Source organism: Rhizobium zaerense (genome assembly GCF_051810725.1).
GTDB classification, from domain to species: Bacteria; Pseudomonadota; Alphaproteobacteria; order Rhizobiales; family Rhizobiaceae; genus Rhizobium; species Rhizobium leguminosarum_I.
Genome location: NZ_JBPWQY020000005.1, coordinates 20,984 through 42,940, shown reverse-complemented (window position 1 = coordinate 42,940; position 21,957 = coordinate 20,984). Strand labels below are relative to the sequence as shown.

Annotated in this window: 15 protein-coding genes and 3 pseudogenes; 11 read left to right on the top strand and 7 right to left on the bottom strand. The window is 61.4% G+C overall.

Going from position 1 to position 21,957, the window contains the following annotated elements:
• Positions 1–28 precede the first annotated feature (28 nt).
• Positions 29–1,360 carry an MFS transporter gene (locus ACS4RR_RS31055; RefSeq protein ID WP_170262620.1) on the bottom strand — a complete coding sequence of 444 codons (1,332 nt, stop codon included), beginning with the start codon at positions 1,358–1,360 and terminating at the stop codon, positions 29–31.
• Positions 1,361–1,738: 378 nt separating this feature from the next.
• Here ACS4RR_RS31055 and cyoA point away from each other — a divergent pair, with 378 nt between their 5' ends.
• The 5 genes and pseudogenes from cyoA to ACS4RR_RS31030 all read left to right on the top strand — a co-directional run bounded on the left by cyoA (position 1,739) and on the right by ACS4RR_RS31030 (position 6,822).
• Positions 1,739–2,920: a ubiquinol oxidase subunit II gene (gene cyoA, locus ACS4RR_RS31050; protein WP_456190669.1), complete on the top strand. Its 1,182-nt coding sequence runs from the start codon at positions 1,739–1,741 to the stop codon at positions 2,918–2,920.
• Positions 2,921–2,962: 42 nt separating this feature from the next.
• Positions 2,963–4,966: a cytochrome o ubiquinol oxidase subunit I gene (gene cyoB, locus ACS4RR_RS31045; protein ID WP_170262622.1), complete on the top strand. Its 2,004-nt coding sequence runs from the start codon at positions 2,963–2,965 to the stop codon at positions 4,964–4,966.
• A 5-nt stretch (positions 4,967–4,971) separates the two neighbouring features.
• Positions 4,972–5,592: a cytochrome o ubiquinol oxidase subunit III gene (gene cyoC / locus ACS4RR_RS31040; RefSeq protein WP_170277604.1), complete on the top strand. Its 621-nt coding sequence runs from the start codon at positions 4,972–4,974 to the stop codon at positions 5,590–5,592.
• The gene (cyoD, locus tag ACS4RR_RS31035; RefSeq protein ID WP_017968191.1) at positions 5,589–5,990 is read left to right on the top strand and encodes a cytochrome o ubiquinol oxidase subunit IV; all 402 of its coding nucleotides are present in this window, start codon (positions 5,589–5,591) and stop codon (positions 5,988–5,990) included. Before cyoC ends, cyoD begins: the two co-directional genes overlap by 4 nt.
• A pseudogene (locus tag ACS4RR_RS31030) lies at positions 5,987–6,822 on the top strand (SURF1 family protein). Before cyoD ends, ACS4RR_RS31030 begins: the two are co-directional and overlap by 4 nt.
• Here ACS4RR_RS31030 and ACS4RR_RS31025 read toward each other — a convergent pair.
• Both ACS4RR_RS31025 and ACS4RR_RS31020 read right to left on the bottom strand, forming a co-directional pair.
• The gene (locus ACS4RR_RS31025) at positions 6,817–8,745 is read right to left on the bottom strand and encodes a hybrid sensor histidine kinase/response regulator (protein WP_456190668.1); all 1,929 of its coding nucleotides are present in this window, start codon (positions 8,743–8,745) and stop codon (positions 6,817–6,819) included. The pseudogene ACS4RR_RS31030 and the gene ACS4RR_RS31025 sit on opposite strands and share 6 nt — an antisense overlap.
• Positions 8,746–8,813: 68 nt before the next feature.
• On the bottom strand, positions 8,814–10,220 hold the full coding sequence (locus ACS4RR_RS31020; RefSeq protein ID WP_456190667.1) for an FAD/NAD(P)-binding protein: 1,407 nt from the start codon (positions 10,218–10,220) through the stop codon (positions 8,814–8,816).
• 399 nt (positions 10,221–10,619) lie between these two features.
• On the opposite strand from ACS4RR_RS31020, the gene ACS4RR_RS31015 reads away from it, so the two are divergent.
• From ACS4RR_RS31015 to ACS4RR_RS30995, 5 genes and pseudogenes are all read left to right on the top strand, one after another.
• Entirely contained in the window at positions 10,620–12,581 is a 1,962-nt protein-coding gene (locus tag ACS4RR_RS31015) for an ABC transporter ATP-binding protein (protein ID WP_456190666.1), read from the top strand.
• A 91-nt stretch (positions 12,582–12,672) separates the two neighbouring features.
• Entirely contained in the window at positions 12,673–14,571 is a 1,899-nt protein-coding gene (locus ACS4RR_RS31010; RefSeq protein ID WP_456190665.1) for an ABC transporter ATP-binding protein, read from the top strand.
• 106 nt (positions 14,572–14,677) lie between these two features.
• The gene (locus ACS4RR_RS31005; RefSeq protein WP_017968186.1) at positions 14,678–14,974 is read left to right on the top strand and encodes a hypothetical protein; all 297 of its coding nucleotides are present in this window, start codon (positions 14,678–14,680) and stop codon (positions 14,972–14,974) included.
• Between the two features lie 210 nt (positions 14,975–15,184).
• Positions 15,185–15,661, top strand: a pseudogene (locus tag ACS4RR_RS31000) (LacI family DNA-binding transcriptional regulator); the annotation flags it as partial.
• Positions 15,662–15,735: 74 nt separating this feature from the next.
• A complete protein-coding gene (locus ACS4RR_RS30995) occupies positions 15,736–16,773 on the top strand; it encodes a LacI family DNA-binding transcriptional regulator (RefSeq protein ID WP_017968184.1) in 1,038 nt (345 codons plus the stop codon).
• 33 nt (positions 16,774–16,806) lie between these two features.
• On the opposite strand, the gene ACS4RR_RS30990 is transcribed toward ACS4RR_RS30995, so the two are convergent.
• Both ACS4RR_RS30990 and ACS4RR_RS30985 read right to left on the bottom strand, forming a co-directional pair.
• Positions 16,807–18,099: an MFS transporter gene (locus ACS4RR_RS30990; RefSeq protein ID WP_260111926.1), complete on the bottom strand. Its 1,293-nt coding sequence runs from the start codon at positions 18,097–18,099 to the stop codon at positions 16,807–16,809.
• Between the two features lie 103 nt (positions 18,100–18,202).
• Positions 18,203–19,402, bottom strand: a complete 1,200-nt coding sequence (locus tag ACS4RR_RS30985) for a multidrug effflux MFS transporter (RefSeq protein ID WP_017968182.1) — start codon at positions 19,400–19,402, stop codon at positions 18,203–18,205.
• Between the two features lie 272 nt (positions 19,403–19,674).
• On the opposite strand from ACS4RR_RS30985, the gene ACS4RR_RS30980 reads away from it, so the two are divergent.
• Entirely contained in the window at positions 19,675–20,415 is a 741-nt protein-coding gene (locus tag ACS4RR_RS30980) for a TetR/AcrR family transcriptional regulator (RefSeq protein ID WP_170262628.1), read from the top strand.
• A 40-nt stretch (positions 20,416–20,455) separates the two neighbouring features.
• Here the strand turns inward: ACS4RR_RS30980 and ACS4RR_RS30975 are convergent, their stop codons facing one another.
• Both ACS4RR_RS30975 and msrA read right to left on the bottom strand, forming a co-directional pair.
• Complete coding sequence (locus ACS4RR_RS30975) at positions 20,456–20,896, bottom strand: response regulator (protein ID WP_017968559.1); 441 nt, start codon at positions 20,894–20,896, stop codon at positions 20,456–20,458.
• 229 nt (positions 20,897–21,125) lie between these two features.
• Positions 21,126–21,829, bottom strand: a pseudogene (gene msrA, locus ACS4RR_RS30970) (peptide-methionine (S)-S-oxide reductase MsrA).
• Positions 21,830–21,957 lie beyond the last annotated feature (128 nt).

Sequence of the window (21,957 nt, the reverse complement as noted above, 5' to 3'; positions counted from 1 at the left end):
CATGCTGGCCCCATGCGTTCAAGTCCACCTATTCGCGCTGCTCCAGCGCCCTGCTGAAGGCGAGGGCCGCAAGCGTGCAGATGGCGCCGGACAGCAGGTAGTAGCCGACGAAAGTCAGCCCGAAGCGGCTCGACAGGCTGAGCGCCACCAGCGGCGCAAAACCCGCGCCGATCAACCAGGCCAGATCCGAGGTGAAGGCGGCGCCCGTATAGCGATAACCGCGGCCGAAGCGCGACGAGATCGAGCCCGTCGCCTGGCCGAAGGAAAGGCCGAGGACGCCGAAGCCGATGATGACGAAAGCGTCATGACCACTGTTGCCGGACGCGATCAGGATCGGCCCGACGAAGCTGAAGATAGCGATGATGACGGCGCAGATGGCAAGCTGGGCGCGCCGGCCGATACGGTCGGCAATCAAGCCCGACGCGATGATGGTGACAATGCCGACCATGGCGCCGACCACCTGCACCACCATGAAGGCGCCGATCGGCTGGTTGCCGTAAAGGCTCATCCAGCCGAGCGGGAAAATGGTGACCAGGTGGAACATGGCAAAACTTGCCAGCGGCACGAAGGCGCCGATCAGGATGTCACGGCCATGGACGCGCAGCACGTCGAGGATGGGGGCGGCTTCAAGCTCGTGCTGTTCCAGCAGCGTGCCGAATTCCTTGGTCATGACCAGGCGCAAACGCGCAAACAGCGCCACGACGTTGATCGCGAAGGCGACGAAGAAGGGATAACGCCAGCCCCAGGAGAGGAAATCCTCACTGGAAAGATTGGCGACGAAATAACCGAACAGGGTACTCGCCAGCGCAAAGCCGATCGGCGCGCCGAGCTGCGGGATCATCGCATACCAGCCACGGTGGTTGGCCGGCGCATTGAGCGCGAGCAGCGAGGCAAGGCCGTCCCAGGCGCCGCCGAGCGCGAAGCCCTGGCCGAGACGGAAGAGCGCCAGCAACGCGATCGACCAGACGCCGATCTCGTCGTAACCCGGCAGGAAGGCGATCGAGGCCGTGGAGCCGCCGAGCAGGAAGAGCGCGATCGTCAGCTTGGTGCCGCGGCCATACAGCCGGTCGATCGTCATGAAGACGACGGAGCCGACCGGGCGGGCCAGGAAGGCCAGCGAGAAGATGGCGAAGGAATAAAGCGTTCCCGTCAGCCTGTCCGGCGCGAAAGGGAAGATCAGCTGCGGAAAGACCAGGACCGAGGCGAGACCGTAGACGAAGAAATCGAAGAATTCCGACATGCGGCCGATCACCACGCCGATGGCGATACTGCCCGGCGAAACCGGCTTGTCGTCGTGAATGCGCCGCGCGTCGCGTTCCAGCGACGACGATGACGGTCCGTAATGCGATGTTGTAGCCATGAAACGCCTCTCTCGTTGAAGCGCTTTCGCCAAGGCGCCTCAACCTGATCTTGATCAAACCTGCAGGCTTATCAAGTCCGTAAGACGTAAATAGTTCATCATCGCGGCTCAAAATGAGGCGTGAACGGAAAAAACAGCGTGATCCGGACCGCGATTTTCCGACGGGATGCTGGCCTGCCCGGTTCTGGCGGATATATTGCTTGGAAACATGCGCTGGCGGAAGAATCCTTCTTGAGTTCATCAGGATTTCAAAGCTGTCGTGCGACATGATTCTTGCCGCAGTGCGGCATGATTGCTGCGCTGCGACCAAACACCTCATGTCGCTATCGCGTCCAGTGCGTTAGTCGCGAACGAACGAAACAACAAGAGCTTAGAGACGTGCTAAAACTCATGAAGTTTTCCCGCCTTCTATCCGTCTTGCCGCTGCTTTTCCTGGCAGGATGCAACATGGTGGTCATGGCGCCTTCCGGCGACATCGCCACGCAACAGCGCGATCTCATCGTCATCTCGACGGTACTGATGCTTTTGATCATCATACCGGTGATTTTCCTGACGCTGTTCTTCGCCTGGCGCTATCGCCGCTCCAATACGGCGGCAACCTACGCGCCGGAATGGCACCATTCGACCCGTCTCGAAATCGTGATCTGGGCAGCACCGCTGGCAATCATCATCGCGCTCGGCGCCGTGACCTGGATTTCCACCCATAAGCTCGATCCCTACCGTCCGCTTGACCGCCTCGATGCGGAGCGGGCCATTCCGGCCGATACCAAGCCGTTGAACGTCGAGGTCGTGGCGCTCGACTGGAAGTGGTTGTTCTTCTATCCCGAGCTCGGTATTGCCACCGTCAACGAACTCGCTGCCCCAGTCGACAGGCCGATCAATTTCAAGATCACCGCCTCCTCGGTGATGAACTCCTTCTATATCCCCGCCCTTGCCGGCCAGATCTATGCCATGCCGGGCATGGAGACAAAGCTGCACGCCGTCATCAACAGGGAAGGCGAATACGAGGGCTTCTCCGCCAATTACAGCGGCGCCGGCTTCTCGCACATGCGCTTCAAGTTCCACGGTCTCACCCAAGAGGGATTTGACCAATGGGTGGCGCAGGTCAAGCAGCAGGGCACCATGCTCAACCGCGACGCCTATCTGAAGCTCGAAAAGCCGAGCGAGAAGGAACCGGTGCGTTATTATGCCGGCACCGATGCCGACCTTTACAACGCCATCCTCAACCTGTGCGCCACGCCAGGCAAGATGTGCATGAACGAGATGATGCACATCGACATGATGGGGGGCGGCGGCAAGGAAAGTGCGGAGAACCGCGAGAAGCTGCGATATGACGGCCGTCACGCCGGCGGAGGTGTCGTCGAGCACGGGGCTACCGTGCCGGCAACGGGTGTTCCGGCACAAGTTGAGCCGCCCAAGAGCACCGATGGCGGCATGCAGCACGACATGCCTGGCATGCCCGGTATGCCTGAAATGGACATGCAGCATGGGGGTCATTCCATGCCAGGCATGAGCAATGGCGCCGATCCGGCGCCGGCGCAGCTCAACAACAACAATTAACCTGGCGCTTTGCGTCGCGAGACATAATGAACGGGTTGTTCCATGTTTTCCAATCCTGACCTCCTGAAGTTCGTCTTCGGCCGGTTGACCCTCGATGCCATCCCCTATCACGAGCCGATCCTGGTCGTGACCTTCCTTGGCGTCATCATCGGCGGTCTCGCCGTGCTCGGCGCCATCACCTATTTCAAGTTCTGGGGTCCGCTCTGGCAGGACTGGATCTGCAGCGTCGATCACAAGAAGATCGGCATCATGTATGTGATCCTCGCGGTCATCATGCTGTTGCGCGGTTTCTCCGACGCGATCCTGATGCGCGTCCAGCAGGCGATCGCCTTCAACGGTTCGGAGGGCTATCTGCCGCCGCACCATTACGACCAGATCTTCACCGCCCACGGCGTCATCATGATCTTCTTCGTGGCGATGCCCTTCGTCACCGGCTTGATGAATTTCGTGGTGCCCCTGCAGATCGGCGCGCGCGACGTCTCCTTCCCCTTCCTGAACAACTTCTCTTTCTGGATGACTACCGCCGGCGCGATCATCATCATGCTGTCGCTGTTCATCGGCGAATTCGCCCAGACCGGCTGGCTCGCCTACCCGCCGCTGTCGGGCGCTGCCTACAGTCCAGGCGTCGGCGTCGACTATTATATCTGGGGCCTGCAGGTGGCCGGGGTGGGAACGACGCTTTCGGGCATCAACCTGATCGCAACGATCGTCAAGATGCGTGCTCCGGGCATGACCTTCATGAAGATGCCGGTCTTCACCTGGACGGCACTCTGCACCAACGTGCTGATCGTCGCCTCCTTCCCCATCCTGACGGCCACGCTCGCGCTGCTGTCGCTCGACCGCTACGCCGGCACGAACTTCTTTACCAACGACCTCGGCGGCAATCCGATGATGTACATCAACCTTATCTGGATCTGGGGTCATCCGGAGGTCTACATTCTCGTGCTGCCGGCCTTCGGCATCTTCTCGGAAGTCGTCGCCACCTTCTCCGGCAAACGCCTCTTCGGCTACGCCTCGATGGTCTACGCAACCTGCGTGATCATGATTCTTTCCTACATCGTCTGGCTGCACCACTTCTTCACGATGGGCTCGGGCGCCAGCGTCAATTCCTTCTTCGGCATCACCACGATGATCATCTCGATCCCGACCGGGGCCAAGATTTTCAACTGGCTCTTCACCATGTATCGCGGCCGCATCCGCTTTGAGGTGCCGATGCTGTGGACGGTCGGCTTCATGGTGACCTTCGTCATCGGCGGCATGACCGGCGTCATGCTTGCCGTGCCGCCGGCCGACTTCGTGCTGCACAATTCGTTGTTCCTCATCGCCCACTTCCACAACGTCATCATCGGCGGCGTTCTCTTCGGTATGTTCGCCGGCGTGAACTACTGGTTCCCGAAAGCCTTCGGCTTCAAGCTCGACGCCTTCTGGGGCAAGATGAGCTTCTGGTTCTGGCAAATCGGCTTCTGGTTCGCCTTCATGCCGCTCTACGTGCTGGGCCTGATGGGCGTCACCCGCCGCATGAGCCAGTTCGAGGACCCGTCGATACAGATCTGGTTCATCATCGCCGCCTTCGGCGTCGGCCTGATCGCGCTTGGCATTGCCGCCTTCCTGATCCAGATCGTGGTCAGCTTCATGAAGCGCGAGGAATTGCGCGACGACAGCGGCGATCCCTGGGACGGCCGCACGCTGGAATGGTCGACCTCCTCGCCGCCACCGGAATACAACTTCGCCTTGACGCCTGTGGTGCACGATCATGACGGCTGGTACGACATGAAGAACCGCGGTTATGCGCGTCCGCTGGAAGGCTTCCGGCCGATCCACATGCCGAAGAACACCGGCACCGGCGCGATCCTCTCGGCCATCAGCATCGCCCTCGCCTTCGGCCTGATCTGGTACATGTGGTGGCTGGTGGTCGTTTCCGTCGTCGCCATGCTCTCTGTGGCGATCGGCCACACCTTCAACTACAGACGCGACTTCTACATCCCCGCCGAAGAGGTGACCGAAACGGAAGGCAAGCGCACCGCATTGCTTGCCGAGCAGGTGTGATGACCATGAGCGATCAGACTATCGACACGGCCGAAAAGCCTGAATTCTACCTGACGGAAGATCATCATCCGGAAAACAGCACCAATCTCGGCTTCTGGCTCTACCTGATGAGCGACTGCCTGATCTTCGCGGTTCTGTTTGCAACGCACGGCGTCCTTGGCCGCAACTATGCCGCCGGCCCCTCGCCCGCCGATCTCTTCGATCTGCCGATCGTTGCCCTCAACACATCGATGCTGCTGTTTTCCTCGATCACCTACGGCTTCGCGATGCTGCAGATGGAGCGGAACGCAAAGGCGGAAACGCTGTTCTGGCTTGCCGTGACCGGCTTGTTCGGCGCAGCTTTCATCGGGCTCGAACTCTACGAGTTCATCCACCTGATCCACGAAGGCGCCGGGCCGACGCGCAGCGCCTTCCTCTCCTCCTTCTTCACCCTGGTCGGCACCCACGGGCTGCACGTCACCTTCGGCATCGTCTGGCTGATCACGCTGATGGTACAGGTGTCGATGCACGGGCTGATCGAGGCCAACCGCCGCCGCCTGATGTGCCTTTCGATGTTCTGGCACTTCCTCGACGTCGTCTGGATCGGCGTCTTTTCCTTCGTCTATCTGCTGGGAGTTGTCGGATGAGTTCGCAAGCACCTGCACATGAGGATGCCCACGAGGCCCACCACGGCCACAGCCACGGCCATCAAGCCGGCCATGGCACGTTCCGCAGCTACATGACGGGCTTCGTGCTCTCCGTCATCCTGACTGCCATTCCCTTCTGGCTGGTCATGTCAGGCGTCTTCGAAAACCCGGCGGTGACGGCGGTGCTGGTGATGGGCCTCGGCGCGATCCAGATCGTCGTCCATATGGTCTTCTTCCTGCATATGAATACCAGGAGCGAGGGCGGCTGGACGATCATGGCGCTGATCTTCACCCTGATCATCGTCGCCATCGCGCTCTCCGGCTCGCTCTGGGTCATGCATCATCTCAACACCAACATGATGCCGATGAGCCCCGAGATGATGAAGAACATGCCGTGACTATGACGAAGGGGCGGCGGCAACGCCGCCCGCAGCGGGTCAGCTCATGAGCGAGGCTCACTCGGAAAAATCGGAAAGACGGCGTTATCAGTTCAAACGCGCGATCTTCGCCGCCTGCCTGATACTACTTGCCGCGGCACTCGCCGCACTCGGCACCTGGCAGGTTGAGCGCCTAGCCTGGAAACGCGACCTCATCGCCCGCGTCGACCAGCGTGTGCATGCGCCACCCGTGCCGGCCCCGGCACGCGCCGACTGGAACAAGGTCAACGCCACTGATGACGAATATCGGCGGGTGACCGCAGTGGGGACGCTGGCGAACGACAAGGAGACGCTGGTCTATGCCTCCACGATGCTCGGTCCAGGTTATTGGGTGATGGCGCCGCTGACGCTTGCCGACGGGACATCAATCCTCGTCAATCGCGGCTTCGTGCCGACCGACCGGCGCGACCAGGCCTCGCGCCGCGAGGGCGAATTGTCAGGCCCTATCGAGATCACCGGTCTGCTGCGGATGACGGAGCCGAAGGGATCGCTGCTGCAATCCAATGACGCCGCGACCGACCGCTGGTATTCGCGCGATATCGCAGCGATCGCTGAAAAGCGCGGCGTCAGTGCGGCCGCGCCCTATTTCATCGATGCCGATGCCAGTGCCAACCCCGGCGGTCTGCCTGTCGGCGGCCTCACGATCATCGAGTTCCCCAACAACCATCTCGTCTACGCGATCACCTGGTACGGGCTGGCGGCGATGGTGCTGGCATTGCTGGTGTTCATTCTTCGCGGCGAGAGGGGGAGCCGGGTTCGGCCAAGGCCTTATCCTCGTCGGCGATCCTTATGAAGCAACCCGGCTGATCGCCTCGGCGAGCTGCGCCTGTGAGAAGGGCTTGCCGAGGCGGGGCAAGTCGACGATGTCGGCCCCTTGCGGGATCTCGGCGTAACCGCTTGCCAGGATGATCGGCATCTCGGGCCATTCGTTGCGGATCGCCTGGGCGAGCTGCGCCCCCGTCATGCGCGGCATGGCATGATCGCAAATTACCAGGTCGACCTGCTGCTTGCGCAGGATGTCAAGTGCCTCGGGACCGGCCATCGCCTCGAACACGGTATGGCCGAGATCCTCCAGCATCAGCGTCGTATTCATCAGGACCAGACCATCGTCGTCGACGGCGACGATGCGCAGCCGGCGCGGCGCATTTTCCTCCTGCTGCGGCCGGTCGGCAGTTGCCTCGGTCGCCCGTTCGACAATTGCGACCGGGAACCACAATTCGGCGGTCGTGCCTTCGCCGAGGCTGCTCTTCATCGTGAGGCGGCCACCGGACTGGGACACAAGGCCCTGCACCATGGAAAGGCCAAGCCCGGTGCCTTTGCCGACACCCTTGGTGGTGAAGAACGGCGTGATCGCCTGCTCTAGCGTCTTTGCGTCCATGCCCTCGCCTTCGTCGATCACTGCGATACGGACATAGCGGCCAGGCGACAGCGGGCCTTTGCCTGATGGCAGCGACTCCTCGGACGCGCGAAGCATGATCCGGCCGCCGGACGGCATGGCGTCGCGGGCGTTGACGACGAGGTTCAGGATCGCCATCTCCAGCTGGTTCGGATCGGTCAGGATCGTCGGCAGCCTGACGGGGAAAGAGGTCTCGATCACGGTCAGCGGTCCGAGCGAACGGCTCAGCATATCCATCATGCCGCGGATCAGGCCGGAGAGGTCGATCGGCTCCATGTGCAGTTCCTGCCGGCGGGAAAAGGCCAGCATGCGTTGCGTCAGCGCCGCACCCCGCTGGGCGCCCTGCATGGCATTGTCGACCAACGATGTCAGCGAGAGATCCTGCGGCATGCGTTTCTTCAGGATTTCGAGACTGCCGAGGACAGCCATCAGCAGATTGTTGAAATCATGGGCGATACCGCCGGTCAATTGACCGATCGCCTCCATCTTCTGCGACTGGAAGAGCTCTTCGCGAGCCTGCTCCAGGGCCCGCTGGGTCTCCATCTTCTCGGTGATATCGCGGGTGATCTTGGCAAAACCGATCACATCGCCTTCGTCGTCCCGGATGGCGTCGATGACGACGCTGGCCCAGAAACGGGTGCCGTCCTTGCGGACGCGCCAACCTTCCCTCTCGAACCGGCCCTCGGTACGCGCGAGGCCGAGCGCGATCTCCGGCAGGCCGGATTCGCGGTCCTCGGGGGTATAGAAGGTTGAGAAATGCCTGCCGATGATTTCTTGCGGCCGATAGCCCTTGATCCGCTCGGCGCCGAAATTCCAGCTGCTGACATTGCCGTCGGGATCGAGCATGTAGATCGCATAGTCCGAGACGCCCTGGACGAGCCGGCGGAACTGTTCCTCGCTCTGGCGGATCGCCTTTTCGGCAGCCATGCGTTCGGTCAGGTCGCGGGTGATCTTGGCATAGCCGATAAGTTCGCCGGAGGGGCGGCGGATCGGATCGATGACCACATGCGCCCAGAAGCGACTGCCATCCTTGCGCTGGCGCCAGCCTTCCCCCTCGAACCGGCCGTCCTCCGATGCCGTGGCAAGCGCGCGCGCTGGTGCACCCGCGGCGCGGTCCTCTTCCAGATAGAAACGGGAAAAATGCTCACCGAGAATTTCGGAAGGCTGGTAACCTTTGAAGCGCTGGGCGCCGGTATTCCAGCTGGTGACGATGCCTTCGGGGCTCAGCATATAGATAGCGTAGTCGGTGATGGCATCGACCAGAAGGTGAAAGCGTCCCCCTTCGTCAAGAGACGTGTCATGTCGATTCAGCAATTCCATCGGCCCCTCTGAGTCACCAGCGCTTTAACGCCGAGGCAGCCAGATGGTTCCGAAACAGCTCCAGATTTTCAGACGGCCTTGACCCTTGGATAGAACCGTTCGCCGACGCGCTCGGCAACGGCATAGGCCTGCGAGACGATCTCGGGCACCAGATCGATATCGGGCAGGCTGCCGAGGCCGAGCGGGCCGACGGCAAAGAGTCCGGCGACCGTCGAACCGTCCTCGAGGAAGGGCTCGCCGCGCGCATTGACGGCTAGCCCGAGCGAGAGTTCGTCCGGCACGGCAAGGCCGGCGGAAAGCAGGCTTTGCATCAGCGGCGCTGAAAGATCCGGCGCCTGACAGCGGCAATCGATGATGCGCTCGGCATGAATGATCTCCTCGGCGGCGGAACCGGCCGGCGTGAAGAACAGGCCGCTCAAGCCGCGGCGGCCGGCCCGGCCGCGGCGCAGCACCGTGCGGCCTTCGGCGAGCTCACGTTTCAGACGCAGGTGCATGGCTTCCGGCAGCCGGTTGCGATGGCTGTCGTAGATTGCCCTGAGGTGCCGGTTGAACTGATGTTTGTCGCGGGCCGGCAGCGAGCGCCAGAGCGAGCGGGCATGTTTCCTCAGGCCGTTCATTACCGATTGCCAGCTTCGCCCCGCCTCCTCCGCCTCGCGACAGGCTTCACGGATGAAGCGCACGATCTCCGGCAGGCTCTGCGGCAGCGTTTCGGCCGGGAACACCGGATCGGCGGAATTCGGCGTATGGCTCTGGGGCAGGAAGCCGCGCCTTGAAATGATCGTCACCTGGCCGGTATAACCGGAATCGCGCAGCTGCAGCAGCTGGTCGACGACGCGGATGCCGCTGCCGAGCAACACCGCATGCGGCCGCGCGACGAGGCGCTGGGCTCTGACCGGCGAAGCATCCTCACCGCCGGCATTCGGCGCAGCCAGGCCGTAGCCGGTGGCGAGGATCACGGTATCGAACAACGGATTGGCGGGATTGGCGCTTTCGAGCAGGAAGCGGTTGCCGTGGCTCCTGCGGATCGCCACGACCGGATCGTTGCAGACCTGGACGGTAATGTCCCTGCGCGCGGCCAGTGCTTCCGAAAAGCGCTGGTAGACATAATCGCTGAAGATTTCCTTCGGCACGAAGATCTGCCGGAATCCGGGGATGGCGGCCGGCACGGCGGCGCGGAAGGCGGCGTTGCTGCAAAGCCAGTCGTTGAAATCGTCATTGTCGCCGACCGAGACCGAGAGGTCCCGCACGCGGGTGTTGAGGATCGTCGAGGAGCGGACTGAGGCCAGCGCCTGCCCACCGCTGACCGACGAATTCGGATCGAACAGCTGCAGGTGGAAGGGCGCGCGCACCGTCTTCATCAGCGCGATGGCCGTCATCATGCCGGAAAAGCCCCGCCCGACGATCGCAATGCGTGGTACGGCTGATATCTGCGCCGTCGCATTGGCCCTCGCGGAAAAAAGTCCCTGAACCGTCATCGCAACTCCTTTGCGGCTTCATCCGCACCGTGGGTCGATCGAGGTTTCAACGCATAAAACAGCGGTTCACGCGTTGATGAGGTTCATGCGGCCATTCACAACATCTGCCGCGGCATCGGGGTCCGAACCAGCGGTCCCGCAAGAGAACTAGGGGAGCAATCACGCTCGTCCATAGTCTATCAAACTAGTAGTGTATGAAAGCGCCAAATGGCGCAGGTGGCAAGAGGTTTGTTGCCGTTTTTTTTAACCTGTTGAAATGCAAAGTAATTTATAGGCAATCTGCGAAAATATGACCGACCTTTGCACCCCAGGCTGCCGGGATTGGCCGTTGGCAAGATTGCTCCCGCCGGGGATGCGAGGAGACCTCACGTAAAAATAACCAACTGGTGAATTCTTTACTTGAACCCCCAAATGGAATCGGCAAAAGTGAAGGCGCTATCAATCCCTTCATGGATTTGCCGTCTTTTCGGGCCAGCGTCCGACCACACATCTACTGGAAAAAATACCGTGAGCAGCGATGCGTTAATACGCGCGACGAAGCCTTCGGCTTCGATGGCGCTTGCAACTGCGGCAGGCTGGGGCCGAGGCCTCTTCACATTGGTGCGCATCACCATGATGGCCTTCCGCCACCCCTGGCAATCCGGCTTTGCGATCGGCGCCACGCTTGTTGCCTCCACCTTCCAGCTGATGATTCCGCGCCTTCTCGGCCGCGCCGTCGACCACACGCAGATGGCGATGAGCGGCGGTGCGGCGGGCCAGGTGGCACAGGACGCGCTTCTGACCACGGCGCTACTGCTGCTTGGCGCCAGCGTGCTGCGCGGCCTCTTCACCATGGTCCAGAACTATTACAGCGAAGCCGTCGGCCATCACATCGGCTACGAACTGCGGCTGGCCTGCTACGAGAAAATCCAGCGTCTCTCTTTCAGCTTTCACGATACCGTGCATTCCGGCGACCTGATCACCGTCGGCCTGCTCGATCTCGAAGGCGTGCGCATGTATTTTTCCACGGCGCTCGTCCGGATGATCCTGCTGTCGATCCTGATCGGCATCGGCGCCTATATGCTGCTGTCGACCGATGTCGTGCTCGGCCTTCTGGCGCTAAGCTTCGTGCCCTTCGTCGGCTGGCGCTCCTCGGTGACGCAGCTCAGGCTACGTGCCACCTGGCTCGACCTGCAGGAGCGGCTTTCGGTGCTGACCCGCATCATGGAGGAGAATCTTGGCGGCATCCGCGTCGTGCGCGCTTTCGCCGCCCACGAACACGAGATTTCGAAATTCGAGGCCGCGTCGAAGAGCGCATTGGCGCTTGCACACCAGCGCGTCGGCATCCGCGTCACCAATACTAGCGCCATGACCTTCTCTTTCTTCGCGGCGATGGGCCTGGTGCTGTGGATCGGCGGCGGCAAGGTGATGTCGGGCGAGATCACCGTCGGCACGCTGGCTTCGTTCCTGACCTTCATGACCATCCTGCAGATGCCGGTGCGCCAGCTCGGCCTGATGGTCAACGCCTTTGCCCGCGCCTCCACTTGCGGCTCGCGGCTCTTTGCCCTTCTCGACCTCGACATCGCGATCAAGGATGCGCCGGACGCGAAGGAGCTCAACCTCACTGACGGCGTGTTGCGCTTCGAGAATGTCAGCTTCGCCTATCCGGGTTCCGAAAAGCGCACCGTGCTCCAGGATATCTCCTTTGAAGCCCGCCGCGGCCAGACGATCGGCATTGTCGGGCCTCCGGGCAGCGGCAAGTCGACGATCGCCCATCTTATTCCCCGCTTCTACGACGTCAGCGGCGGCAAGGTCACGATCGACGGACAGGACATCCGCAAGGCGACGCTGCAATCGCTGCGCCGGACGGTGGCCGTCGTGCAGCAGGATTCCTTCCTGTTCACGACGACGATCGAGAACAACATCGCCTATGGCGACCCGTGGGCGAAGGAAGGCCGCATCGAGCGCGCAAGCGAAAGCGCCCAGCTGCACAACTACGTGCTCGGCCTGCCCACAGGTTACGGCACCGTCGTCGGCGAGCGCGGCGTTTCGCTTTCCGGCGGCCAGCGGCAGCGACTTTCGATCGCCCGCGCGCTGATGCTGAGACCTGCGGTGATGGTGTTCGACGATTCGACGGCGGCGATCGATGCGGCCACCGAACAGCGCATCCGCAGCGCCATGCGCCGCTACGCCGCAGACCGCGTAACCATTATCGTTGCCCACCGCCTGAGCTCGCTGATGCATGCCGACCAGATCCTGTTCGTCGAAGACGGCCGGATCGTCGAACGCGGCACGCATGCGGCGCTGCTTTCGCTCGGCGGGCGTTACAAGGCGCTCTACGACCTTCAGGTGCGACCGGGCGACGAGGCTTTAAGCGCCTAGCGCATACTCCCTCTTCTCCCCAGCGGGGAGAAGAGCGGACAAAATACTGACTATGCAGGCAACCTGAAGTGTTGGCCGCGGGAGGAATGACATGGCCGAGGAACTGGAAACCGAGCGTCCCGACGTTCGCGAGGACGGACGCCGCCCGCCACGGGCAGTCGTCGGTTCACATCGCGTCGAAGAGGAGATGTTCGGCAAGGCCTTCGACGGCAACATCGTCAAGCGCATCTGGGTCTTCGTCAGCCCCTATCGCCGGCAGGTCCTCTGGTCGGTCGTCGCCGTTTTGACCTTCACGATGATGCAGCTGATCATCCCGCTAATCATCCGCTATGCCATCGACCACGGCATGTCGCCGGGCGGCAACGCTTCGGCGCTGATCTGGTCGATCGTCGCCTTCACGATCGCCATCCTCATCAACTATGCGGCGAGCTACGCGCAGGAGACCCTGGTCGGCGGCGTGGCGGAAGACGTGCTCTTCGATATCCGCAAGGCGATGTTTTCGCATCTGCAGCGCGTCTCGCTCTCCTTCATGGACAAGACCGAAGTGGGACGGTTGATGTCGCGCCTGCAGGGCGACGTCAACTCGATGCAGGAATTCCTCGAGACCTCGGTGCTCTCCGTCGGCGACATCATGCTGCTCTTCGGCATCGTCTTCGTGATGCTCTATCTCGACTTCAAGCTGGGGCTGCTGACGCTCTCGGTGCTGCCGGTGCTCTTCATCGTCCGGCTGTTCTGGTTGCCGCTGGCGCGCAAGTCCTTCATGGCCGCGCACGAGACCAATTCGGTCGCAAACGGCGCGCTTGCCGAGGCGATCCACGGCGTGCGCGCCGTCCAGAGCATGGACAGGCAGGGCGTCAACTTCACGCTCTACGACGACAAGGCGCATGCCAACCTCGAGACGCATCTGACGGCGGCGCGTTATGCGCAGGTGATGGTGCCGATCGTCGACAGCCTGACGGGCGTAGCGATGGCACTCGTCATCGTCGTCGGTGGCGCACGCGTTCTCAATCAGGCGCTCGATGTCGGCGTGCTTGTCGCCTTCCTGTTTTATATTCAGCGTTTCTTCGACCCGATCCGTTCGCTGACCCTGCAATACTCGGTGATGCAGCGCGCCATGGCGTCTGGCCAACGGCTGACCGAAGTGCTCGACGTGCCGGTCGACATCAAGGACGCGCCTGGCGCCAAAGCCTTGTCGCGCGACATGGACGGCTCGGTGGAATTCAAAGACGTCGTCTTCGGCTACAATCCGAAAAATCCGGTGCTGAAGCACGTCAGCTTCAAGGTCAATCCCAGCGAGACGGTGGCGCTGGTCGGGCCGACGGGGTCCGGCAAATCTAGCTGCATGTCGCTGATCCACCGCTTCTACGACGTTCAGCAGGGCCAAGTGCTGGTCGGTGGCCATGATGTGCGTGATCTGACGCAGGATCTGCTCGGAGCTCAGATCGCCATGGTGCTACAGGAACCCTTCCTCTTCACCGGCACGGTCTTTGAGAACATTCGCTACCACATGCGCGAGGCGACGCGCGAACAGGTGATCGAGGCGGCGAAGGCCGTTGGCGCGCACGAGTTCATCATGCGCCTGCCGGAGGGCTACGACAGCGTTCTCGGCGAGCGCGGCGGCAATCTCTCGCTCGGCCAGCGCCAGCTTTTAAGCTTTGCTCGCGCGCTGGTGGCGGATGCGAAGATCCTCGTGCTCGACGAAGCGACGGCCAATATCGACAGCTATACCGAGATGCTGATCCAGAAGGCACTGGTGAAGCTGCTCGAAAACCGCACCGGCCTCGTCATCGCCCATCGCCTCGCGACGATCCGCGAGGCGGATCGCATCATCGTGCTGCAGAACGGCGAAATCATCGAAAGCGGGAACCATCAACAGCTGATGAAGAATGGCAAGCTCTATTCGAAGCTCTATAACCTCAACTATGCGTCCTTCGACGATATTCCCGAAGACGTGCTGGAGGAGACGACGGCGACGCAGTCGGCGACTTGATGGTGTGTAATGACTTGAATTAACACTTTTGCAAAGTTTGAACGAACAAACGCGTTGCTGCCGCATTTCCCTTTTATCCGGGGCGAATGCCACTGAGGAGAATGTCATGAAGAGAGTTATTAGCAGCCTGTTGATCGCGACGGCCCTCGTTGGATCGGCTATCCAGCCTGCTGCCGCGCGCGATCACCATCATCACAATAATACCGGCCGAGTCATCGCCGGCGGCGTTGCCGCAGGCGTCGTCGGCGGGCTGATCGGAGGCGCAATCGCCAATAGCGGTCCTCGCTATGTCGATGGCCCTCGTTATGTCGAACCCGCGCCAAGATGCTGGTATGAGGACCGCGACGTCCGTAATCGCTACGATGGCGGTTATCATACCGAAACCGTGCGGGTCTGCGAGTAGCAAGTTCGCACCGGGACCATTTGCGGTCGCCGCTGATTTTTGCCCCTCAACCGAGGCTGCATCTGGGCAGCCTCGGTTTTTCTTTGTGACGACCATTGTTCTGCCTCGGGCCAATGCGATTGGTTCACAGCCATTCTCCGCAGCAATAATTTCTGGCTGCCCTCGGCCGCCTGTCATCCGGCTGTTAGGGGCGACCAATAGCTGAAGCCGATGAATGATGGTCCAGTGAACGGCGGTAAGACGCCAAAGAAAGAACGCATGCGCTTCGTCAGCGCCGAGCAGGTGGCGCAATTGGCGGGGGTTTCGCGCTCCGCCGTCTCGCGCACCTTCACGCCGGGCGCCAGCGTGGCGCCTGCAACGCGCGAAAGGATGCTGCAGGCGGCGCAAGAACTCGGCTACCACATCAACGACTTGGCGCGCGCCGTTCTTGCCAATCAGAGCCGCCTGGTCGGCATCGTCGCGACCCTGCTCATCAAACGCGGCAGCATCTCGATCCTTATCAATACCGGCCAGCCGGAAGACGAGCTGCTCGCCGGCCAACGTGCCGAGGCGACCATCATCCTGTCCGGCTCGCCGCCGGCGAGTTTCTTCGAACTCGCGCAGCGAAATGGCCAGCCGCTCGTCCAGGTTACGAACGCGTCATTCCGGAGCTCGTCATCCGCCAGAGCTTCAGAGCCTAATGCCTCCCCCGGCTTTTCGCAGGCGCCATCCTGTGGCAAGAAAGGATAAACGCGATCCGGTGGGGAGGAAAATCGTCGAACATGAAGGGAATCCGCCAGCTCGCCGAGCATCTCGACATTTCGATCGGAACGGTGTCCCGTGCGCTGAACGGCAAGCCCGACGTCAACGACGAAACGCGCCGGCGCGTGCTCGCCGCCGCCGAGGAGCTCGGTTACGTCGCCAACCAGTCGGGCCGCAGCCTTCGCCAGGGCATGACCAACGTCATCGGGCTGATGCTCGAGGTGAGCCGCGAGACGGTCGAAAACAGCGACGATTTCTTCCTTGGCGTCACTGACGGGCTGCAGAGCGTCTTTTCCCGCCACAAGCTCGATCTCGTCATGCTGCCCTGCCCTGATGACGAGGACCCGCACGAATATCTGAAGCGCATGGTGGCGCGCCGGCTTGTCGACGCGTTGATCATCTCTGCGACACGACGCACCGACCGGCGCATCGAACTTCTGGAGAAGGCCCGCATCCCCTTTGTGGCGCTCGGCCGCAGCGCGTCGGGCGGCAGCTACACCTGGGTGGATCTCGATTTCGAGGGCGTGGCGACGCGCGGCGTCGACCGGCTGGTCGCCAAAGGTCACCGGCGGATCGCCGTGGCTGTCCCCTCCTCCGACATCAATCTCGGCTACCTCTTCCTCGACGCCTACCGCCAGGCACTGCAACGGCACAGCATCCCCTACGACCCGGCCCTCGTCATCCGTGTCAAGTCGAGCGAACAGGGCGGTTATCAGGCCGGCCATGAATTGCTGATGATCGCGCAGCGGCCAACCGCAATCATCCTGATCCATGAACTGATGGCGATCGGGCTTTACCGCCGGCTTGCCGAGGCCGGCATCGTGCCCGGCCGTGACCTCGCCATCGTCGGTTTCCGCGAGGAGCCGCGCACGCTTTTCTTGCAGCCGACGCTGACTTCCTTCCGCATGTCGCTGCGCGATCTCGGCGCGCAGCTTGGCGAAACCCTGCTCGCCACCATGCCGGCCTATGCCGATCATTATCCGCAGGGGGCCCGCAACAGGATCTGGCCGCTGGAACTCGTTCCAGGCGAAAGCGACGCTTTCACGCTGCCGACCTGAAGCCCATCGCGTAGATACTTTTGGGTGTCTGCATCAGACCCGGCTTGGAGCCGCCGGATGCTCCCTCTGTGACAGCTGACGCGTGACGACGAAGACCAGCAAGGCGCCGAACGCAAGACAGGCCGAGAGAAAGAACATCGGCGCGATCGTGCTGCCGCTCTCATCCTTGATCCAGGGCACGACGTTCTGGGCGACGAAACCGCCGAGATTTCCAACCGAATTGATGGCGGCAAGGCCCGCCGCAGCCCCCGCGCCCTTGAGGAAACGGGAGGGGAGGCTCCAGAACACCGGTTGGGGTGCGAAGATCCCTGCAGCGGCGACGCAGAGGAAGGCGAATTGCAAGGTGTGGTTCGGGATCAGCGCCGAGAGCAGCAGGCAGGCGGCGCCAATGACAGCGGGAATGACGATATAGGGTGTCTTGGATTGCGCCTTGTCGGCCATGGCGGGAACGGCATAAAGCGCGATCGCGACCAGCACCCAGGGAATGATGTTGAGGAACCCGTTCACCGTGTTGCTGACGCCGAAAGCCTTGACGATGGTCGGCAGCCAATAGCTGAGGCCATAGGCCGAAAGCGGAAAGGCGACATAGCAGAGTGACATCAGCAGGACGCGCGGGTCGATGAGCGCCTTGAATCCGTTTCCGGCATTCTCGCCCATGCCGGCATTTTCCGAGGCGAGCCTTCGTTCGAGCCAGTTCTTCTCCTCGCTGCTCAGGAAGCTTGCACTTTCAGGCCGGCCGGGAAGATAAAAGAAGGTGACGATGCCGGCGATCACAGCCGGAACACCCGTCGCCAGGAACACCCACTCCCAGCCGGCAAAGCCGTATAGACCATCGAGATCGAGCAGCACGCCGCCGAGCGGTGCACCGACGGCATTGGCGATGGCGCTGAAGATCATGAACAGCCCGACCATCCTGCCGCGATAGGCCGAGGGAAACCAGAGCGTCAGCAGATAGAGGACACCGGGAAAGAAGCCGGCTTCGCAGACGCCGAGCAGAAAGCGCAGGACATAGAACATCATCGCGTTCTGCGTGAAGGCGAGCGCGATGGTGACGATGCCCCAGGAGACCAGGATGCGCGCGAACCAGACACGGGCGCCGAGCCTGTCGAGGAAGAGGTTGCTCGGCACCTCGAAGAGAAAATAGCCGATGAAGAACAGCGAAGCGCCGAGACCATAGGCATATTCGCTCATTGCGAGGGCATCGACCATCTGCAGCTTGGCAAAACTGACGTTCTGCCGGTCGATATAAGCGATGAGATAAAGAATGCCGAGAAATGGCATCAGCTTCCAGGTGATTTTCGAGATCAGCCGCTTCTCGTCGACCATGCGTATCCTCCGGTATGACCATGCTTCGTCATGGCGTAGATAGCGCGGCCTGCCGATAATCAATTGGGCGTTGCATTTTCTCCGGGTGCGGCCTGTCTTGAGATCATTCGGCAGCGGCGACGGCGGCGCGGCGGCCGATCGTTACCTGCGTCAGCACGAAGGCTGAGAAGGCGCAGAGCGCTATGCCGGCGGCCATCGGAACGGCTGTGCCGTCGAAAAAGACGCTCGATATGACCATGGCGACGGCGGCGATCACGAAATGCAGCGTGCCCATAAGCGACGAGGCAGTGCCGGCGATCTCGCCGTGATCCTCAAGCGCAAGCACTGCGCTCGTCGGGATGACGAGGCCGAGGAAGCCGTAGCCGATGAACAGAAAGGTCGCCAGGACGGGCAGCTGGTTGAAGCCGGAGGCCATCACCACCGCCATCACGACCATCGCAAGCGCGTAGGCGCTGACCGCAATCCGCATGACGCGCACGAGGCCGAAACGCTCGCCGAGCCAGCCCGTGGCCTGCGATACCGCAAAGAACGACACGGCGTTGATCGAGAAGGCGAAACTGTATTGTGTCGGCGTCAGCCCGTAATGCTGGATCAGCACGAAGGGCGAGTTGGCGAGATAGACGAGGAAGCTCGAAATGCCGAGGCCGCCGATGAAAGTCAACGTCAGGAAATTGCGGTCGGTTAGCAGCAGACGGTAAGCCGCCATGGCGCTCTTCAGACCGCTGCCATTGCGTTCGTTCGCCGAACGGGTTTCGTCAAGCTGGGTGGCGAGCAGGACGAGGCCGATGAAGGCGGCGATCGTCACGGCCCAGAATACGCCGCGCCAGCCGTAGAACTCGATGACGGCGCTGCCTGTCAGCGGCGCCAGGATCGGCGAGATCGAGAAGACCAGCATCAGCAGCGACATCAGTCGGGCGGCCTGCACGCCAGTGTGCATGTCGCGGACGATGGCGCGCGGAATGACCATGCCGGCAGCACCGCCGATACCCTGAACGAAACGGAAGGCGATCAGCGTTTCGATGTCGGTTGCCAGCGCACAGCCGATCGAGGCGATGGCAAAGAGGCCGATGCCGAGATAGAGCGGCAGCTTGCGGCCCCACATATCCGACAGCGGACCATAGACGAGCTGAGCGAGCGCAAAGGAGATGAAGAAGGCGAGAAGGGTAAGCTGGGTGACGTTGTTATCGGCATGCAGGTCCTGGCCGATCGACGGCAGCGCTGGCAGATACATGTCGATGGCGAAAGGCCCGATGGCCGACAGAAGGCCGAGAATGAGGGCAATGCGAAAGAAGGGAGCCGTCATAATGGTGATCTTTCATAATAGCGCAGCGGAGGTACCGGATTGTCACTCCGCCGCATTGCTCTGAGAGTGCCGCGCGTCCTCTCGGAGGCAAAAGGGATGCTCTAACACTTTAAATCTGCGCATCGTACTTTCCGAAAATCGGTTCCGATTTTCGGGCCGATGCGCCCGTTCAATGATAATCGTTCGCGCGAAGACGAAGTTGGGAGCTCATATCTCAGCCGTTGAACCAGGAGTGTCAACAAATTTGGACACGGATGTAAAAATAGACGCCATTGTCTAATACGTCAAGACGTCTTATCTTCGATCGCATGAAAGATCGCATGACACCGGCAGTCCGGATGACAGGGCATACGCAGCGTGGACAATGCGCCAAGCGCATGTCGATCCTCGATGCCGCGGCCGACGTATTCTGCCGCCAGGGTTTTGCCGGCGCCAGCATCGACGAGATCGCCGCCGTCGCCTGTGTCTCGCGCCAGACGATCTACAATCACTATCGCGAGAAGGAAACGCTGTTCGTCGCCGTCGTCGAGGACGTCATGAACCGCGCCAATGCCATGCTCTTTTCCGTGTTGTCGACCTTTCCTGATCGTCCCGACAATCTGGAAGACGAGCTGACGGCCTTCGCCGTGCGCCTCAACAAGAACTGCATCTGCAACCACGACGGAAAATTTCTGCGCAAGTTGGTGCAGACCGAAGGCGAGCGATATCCGCACCTCTTCGAAGGCTGGCGCCAGCAGGGGCCCGGCAAACTGACCACCGCACTTTCCGCACTTTTCGCGCGGCTTGCCCACAAGCAAGCGCTCGTCATCGATGATTTCGACGTTGCCGCCCGGCAATTCGTGGCGCTCGGCAATGCCGACCTGCAGATGATGATCCTTCTCGGCGCCACGCCCACCGATGAAGAGCTGGAAAAGGCGGCGCGCAACGCCGTGCGTACCTTTCTCAAGGCCTATGGCCGGGCAGAGGCTGAAAAGACCGGCCATCCGCCGCAGCTCGCAGCCATATCAGGCTAACCAGGACTTTCAGATAAAACCGGCAGATCAAGCCGGCCGATCAGGCAAAGATCGTCATCTGCGCGGGCACGACCGCGAACATGCCGACACGGCGCGCGGCAAGATATTTCACCAGCTGCTCGACAACCGAAGGCATCACCGGCTTCTGGACCACGCCGACGGCGCCCTTGACGCCGTCAGCCACCACTTCGGGATTGCCGGTCATGAAGACGACGGCAATGCCATGCTCCTGCGCCAGCCGTCGGCCGATCTCAGGCCCGGTCGGGCCATCGGCGAGATTGACGTCGACGAAGGCGATATCGGCAAGCGGCGCCAGCCGCAGGGCCTGCTCGCGACCATTCGCAAGGCCCGCAACTCGCATGCCCATGCCTTCCACCGTCGCCTCGAGATCGAGCGCGATCAGGAATTCATCTTCGACGATCAATACTCTCTGTTTCATGAGATCATCTCGCTGCCAGCGCCGCACGACATTGGTGGCCATGATACGTCCCTTTGGTTACGCCTATACTTCTAACGAGTGATCCGCTCCGACAGCCTATCCCACGCGAAACTCACGGTGGTAACGGGCAACTCAACGATATGTTCCGCCCTGGAACGCCGTTTTTTGCATTTAAGATATTGTTAACGTTGATAAATTCTTAAGTGCACAGAGGTGGCGCGAAAGGGCGGCACCATTGCCGCCTCGAAAATGCCAGCACCGATAGGGTTAGTCAGCCTTTGACCTTCATCACCAGGACCGGTTTGCCGCGGTAGTCGGCGGGAAACAGTGACTTCAGGTTCTCGATTTTCGGCAGGTCGTTGTAAACGATATAGGGATAGGTCGGATTGAGCGTCAGGAAATCCTGATGATAGGCTTCGGCCGGATAGAAACCTGCGGCTTCAGAGACCTTGGTGACGATCGGCTGCGAGAAGACATGCGCCTTGTCGAGCTGGCTGATATAGCTCTCGGCAACCTTACGCTGCTCTGGATCGGCAACGAACAACGCCGAACGGTACTGCGTTCCCCGGTCCGGGCCCTGAAAATTCAGCTGCGTCGGGTTGTGCGCCACCGAGAAGAAGATCTGCAGCAACTTGCCGTAGCTTACCTGTTTCGGATCGAACTTCACCTGGACGGATTCGGCGTGGCCCGTCGAGCCGGTGCTGACGGTTCGTACTGCGCCGTTTTGGCGTCGCCGCCGGCATAACCGGAGACGGCGCTCTCAACGCCCTTCACGTGCTGGAAGACGCCCTGGACGCCCCAGAAACAGCCGCCGGCGAAAATGGCGGTCTCTGTGCCTGGCCCGGCCGCCTCGTCGACGGCTGGCGGCGGGATGACGACGGCATCTTCGGCCGCGCCTGCAGCACACGTACCGAGCGAGAAAATGGTGGTTGCAAGGAGCGCGGCAAGGCTCCTGCGGTGGGAAGACGGGGACATGGCACTACCTCCTGCGATCATCCAAATCCTTGCTCATCCTTGCAAAAGCCGCAAATCACAAGGCGGTCACTCACGCCGATGTGACAGCCAGACGAAAGCGCCTGTGTGAAGATGAAACAGCGCTCAAC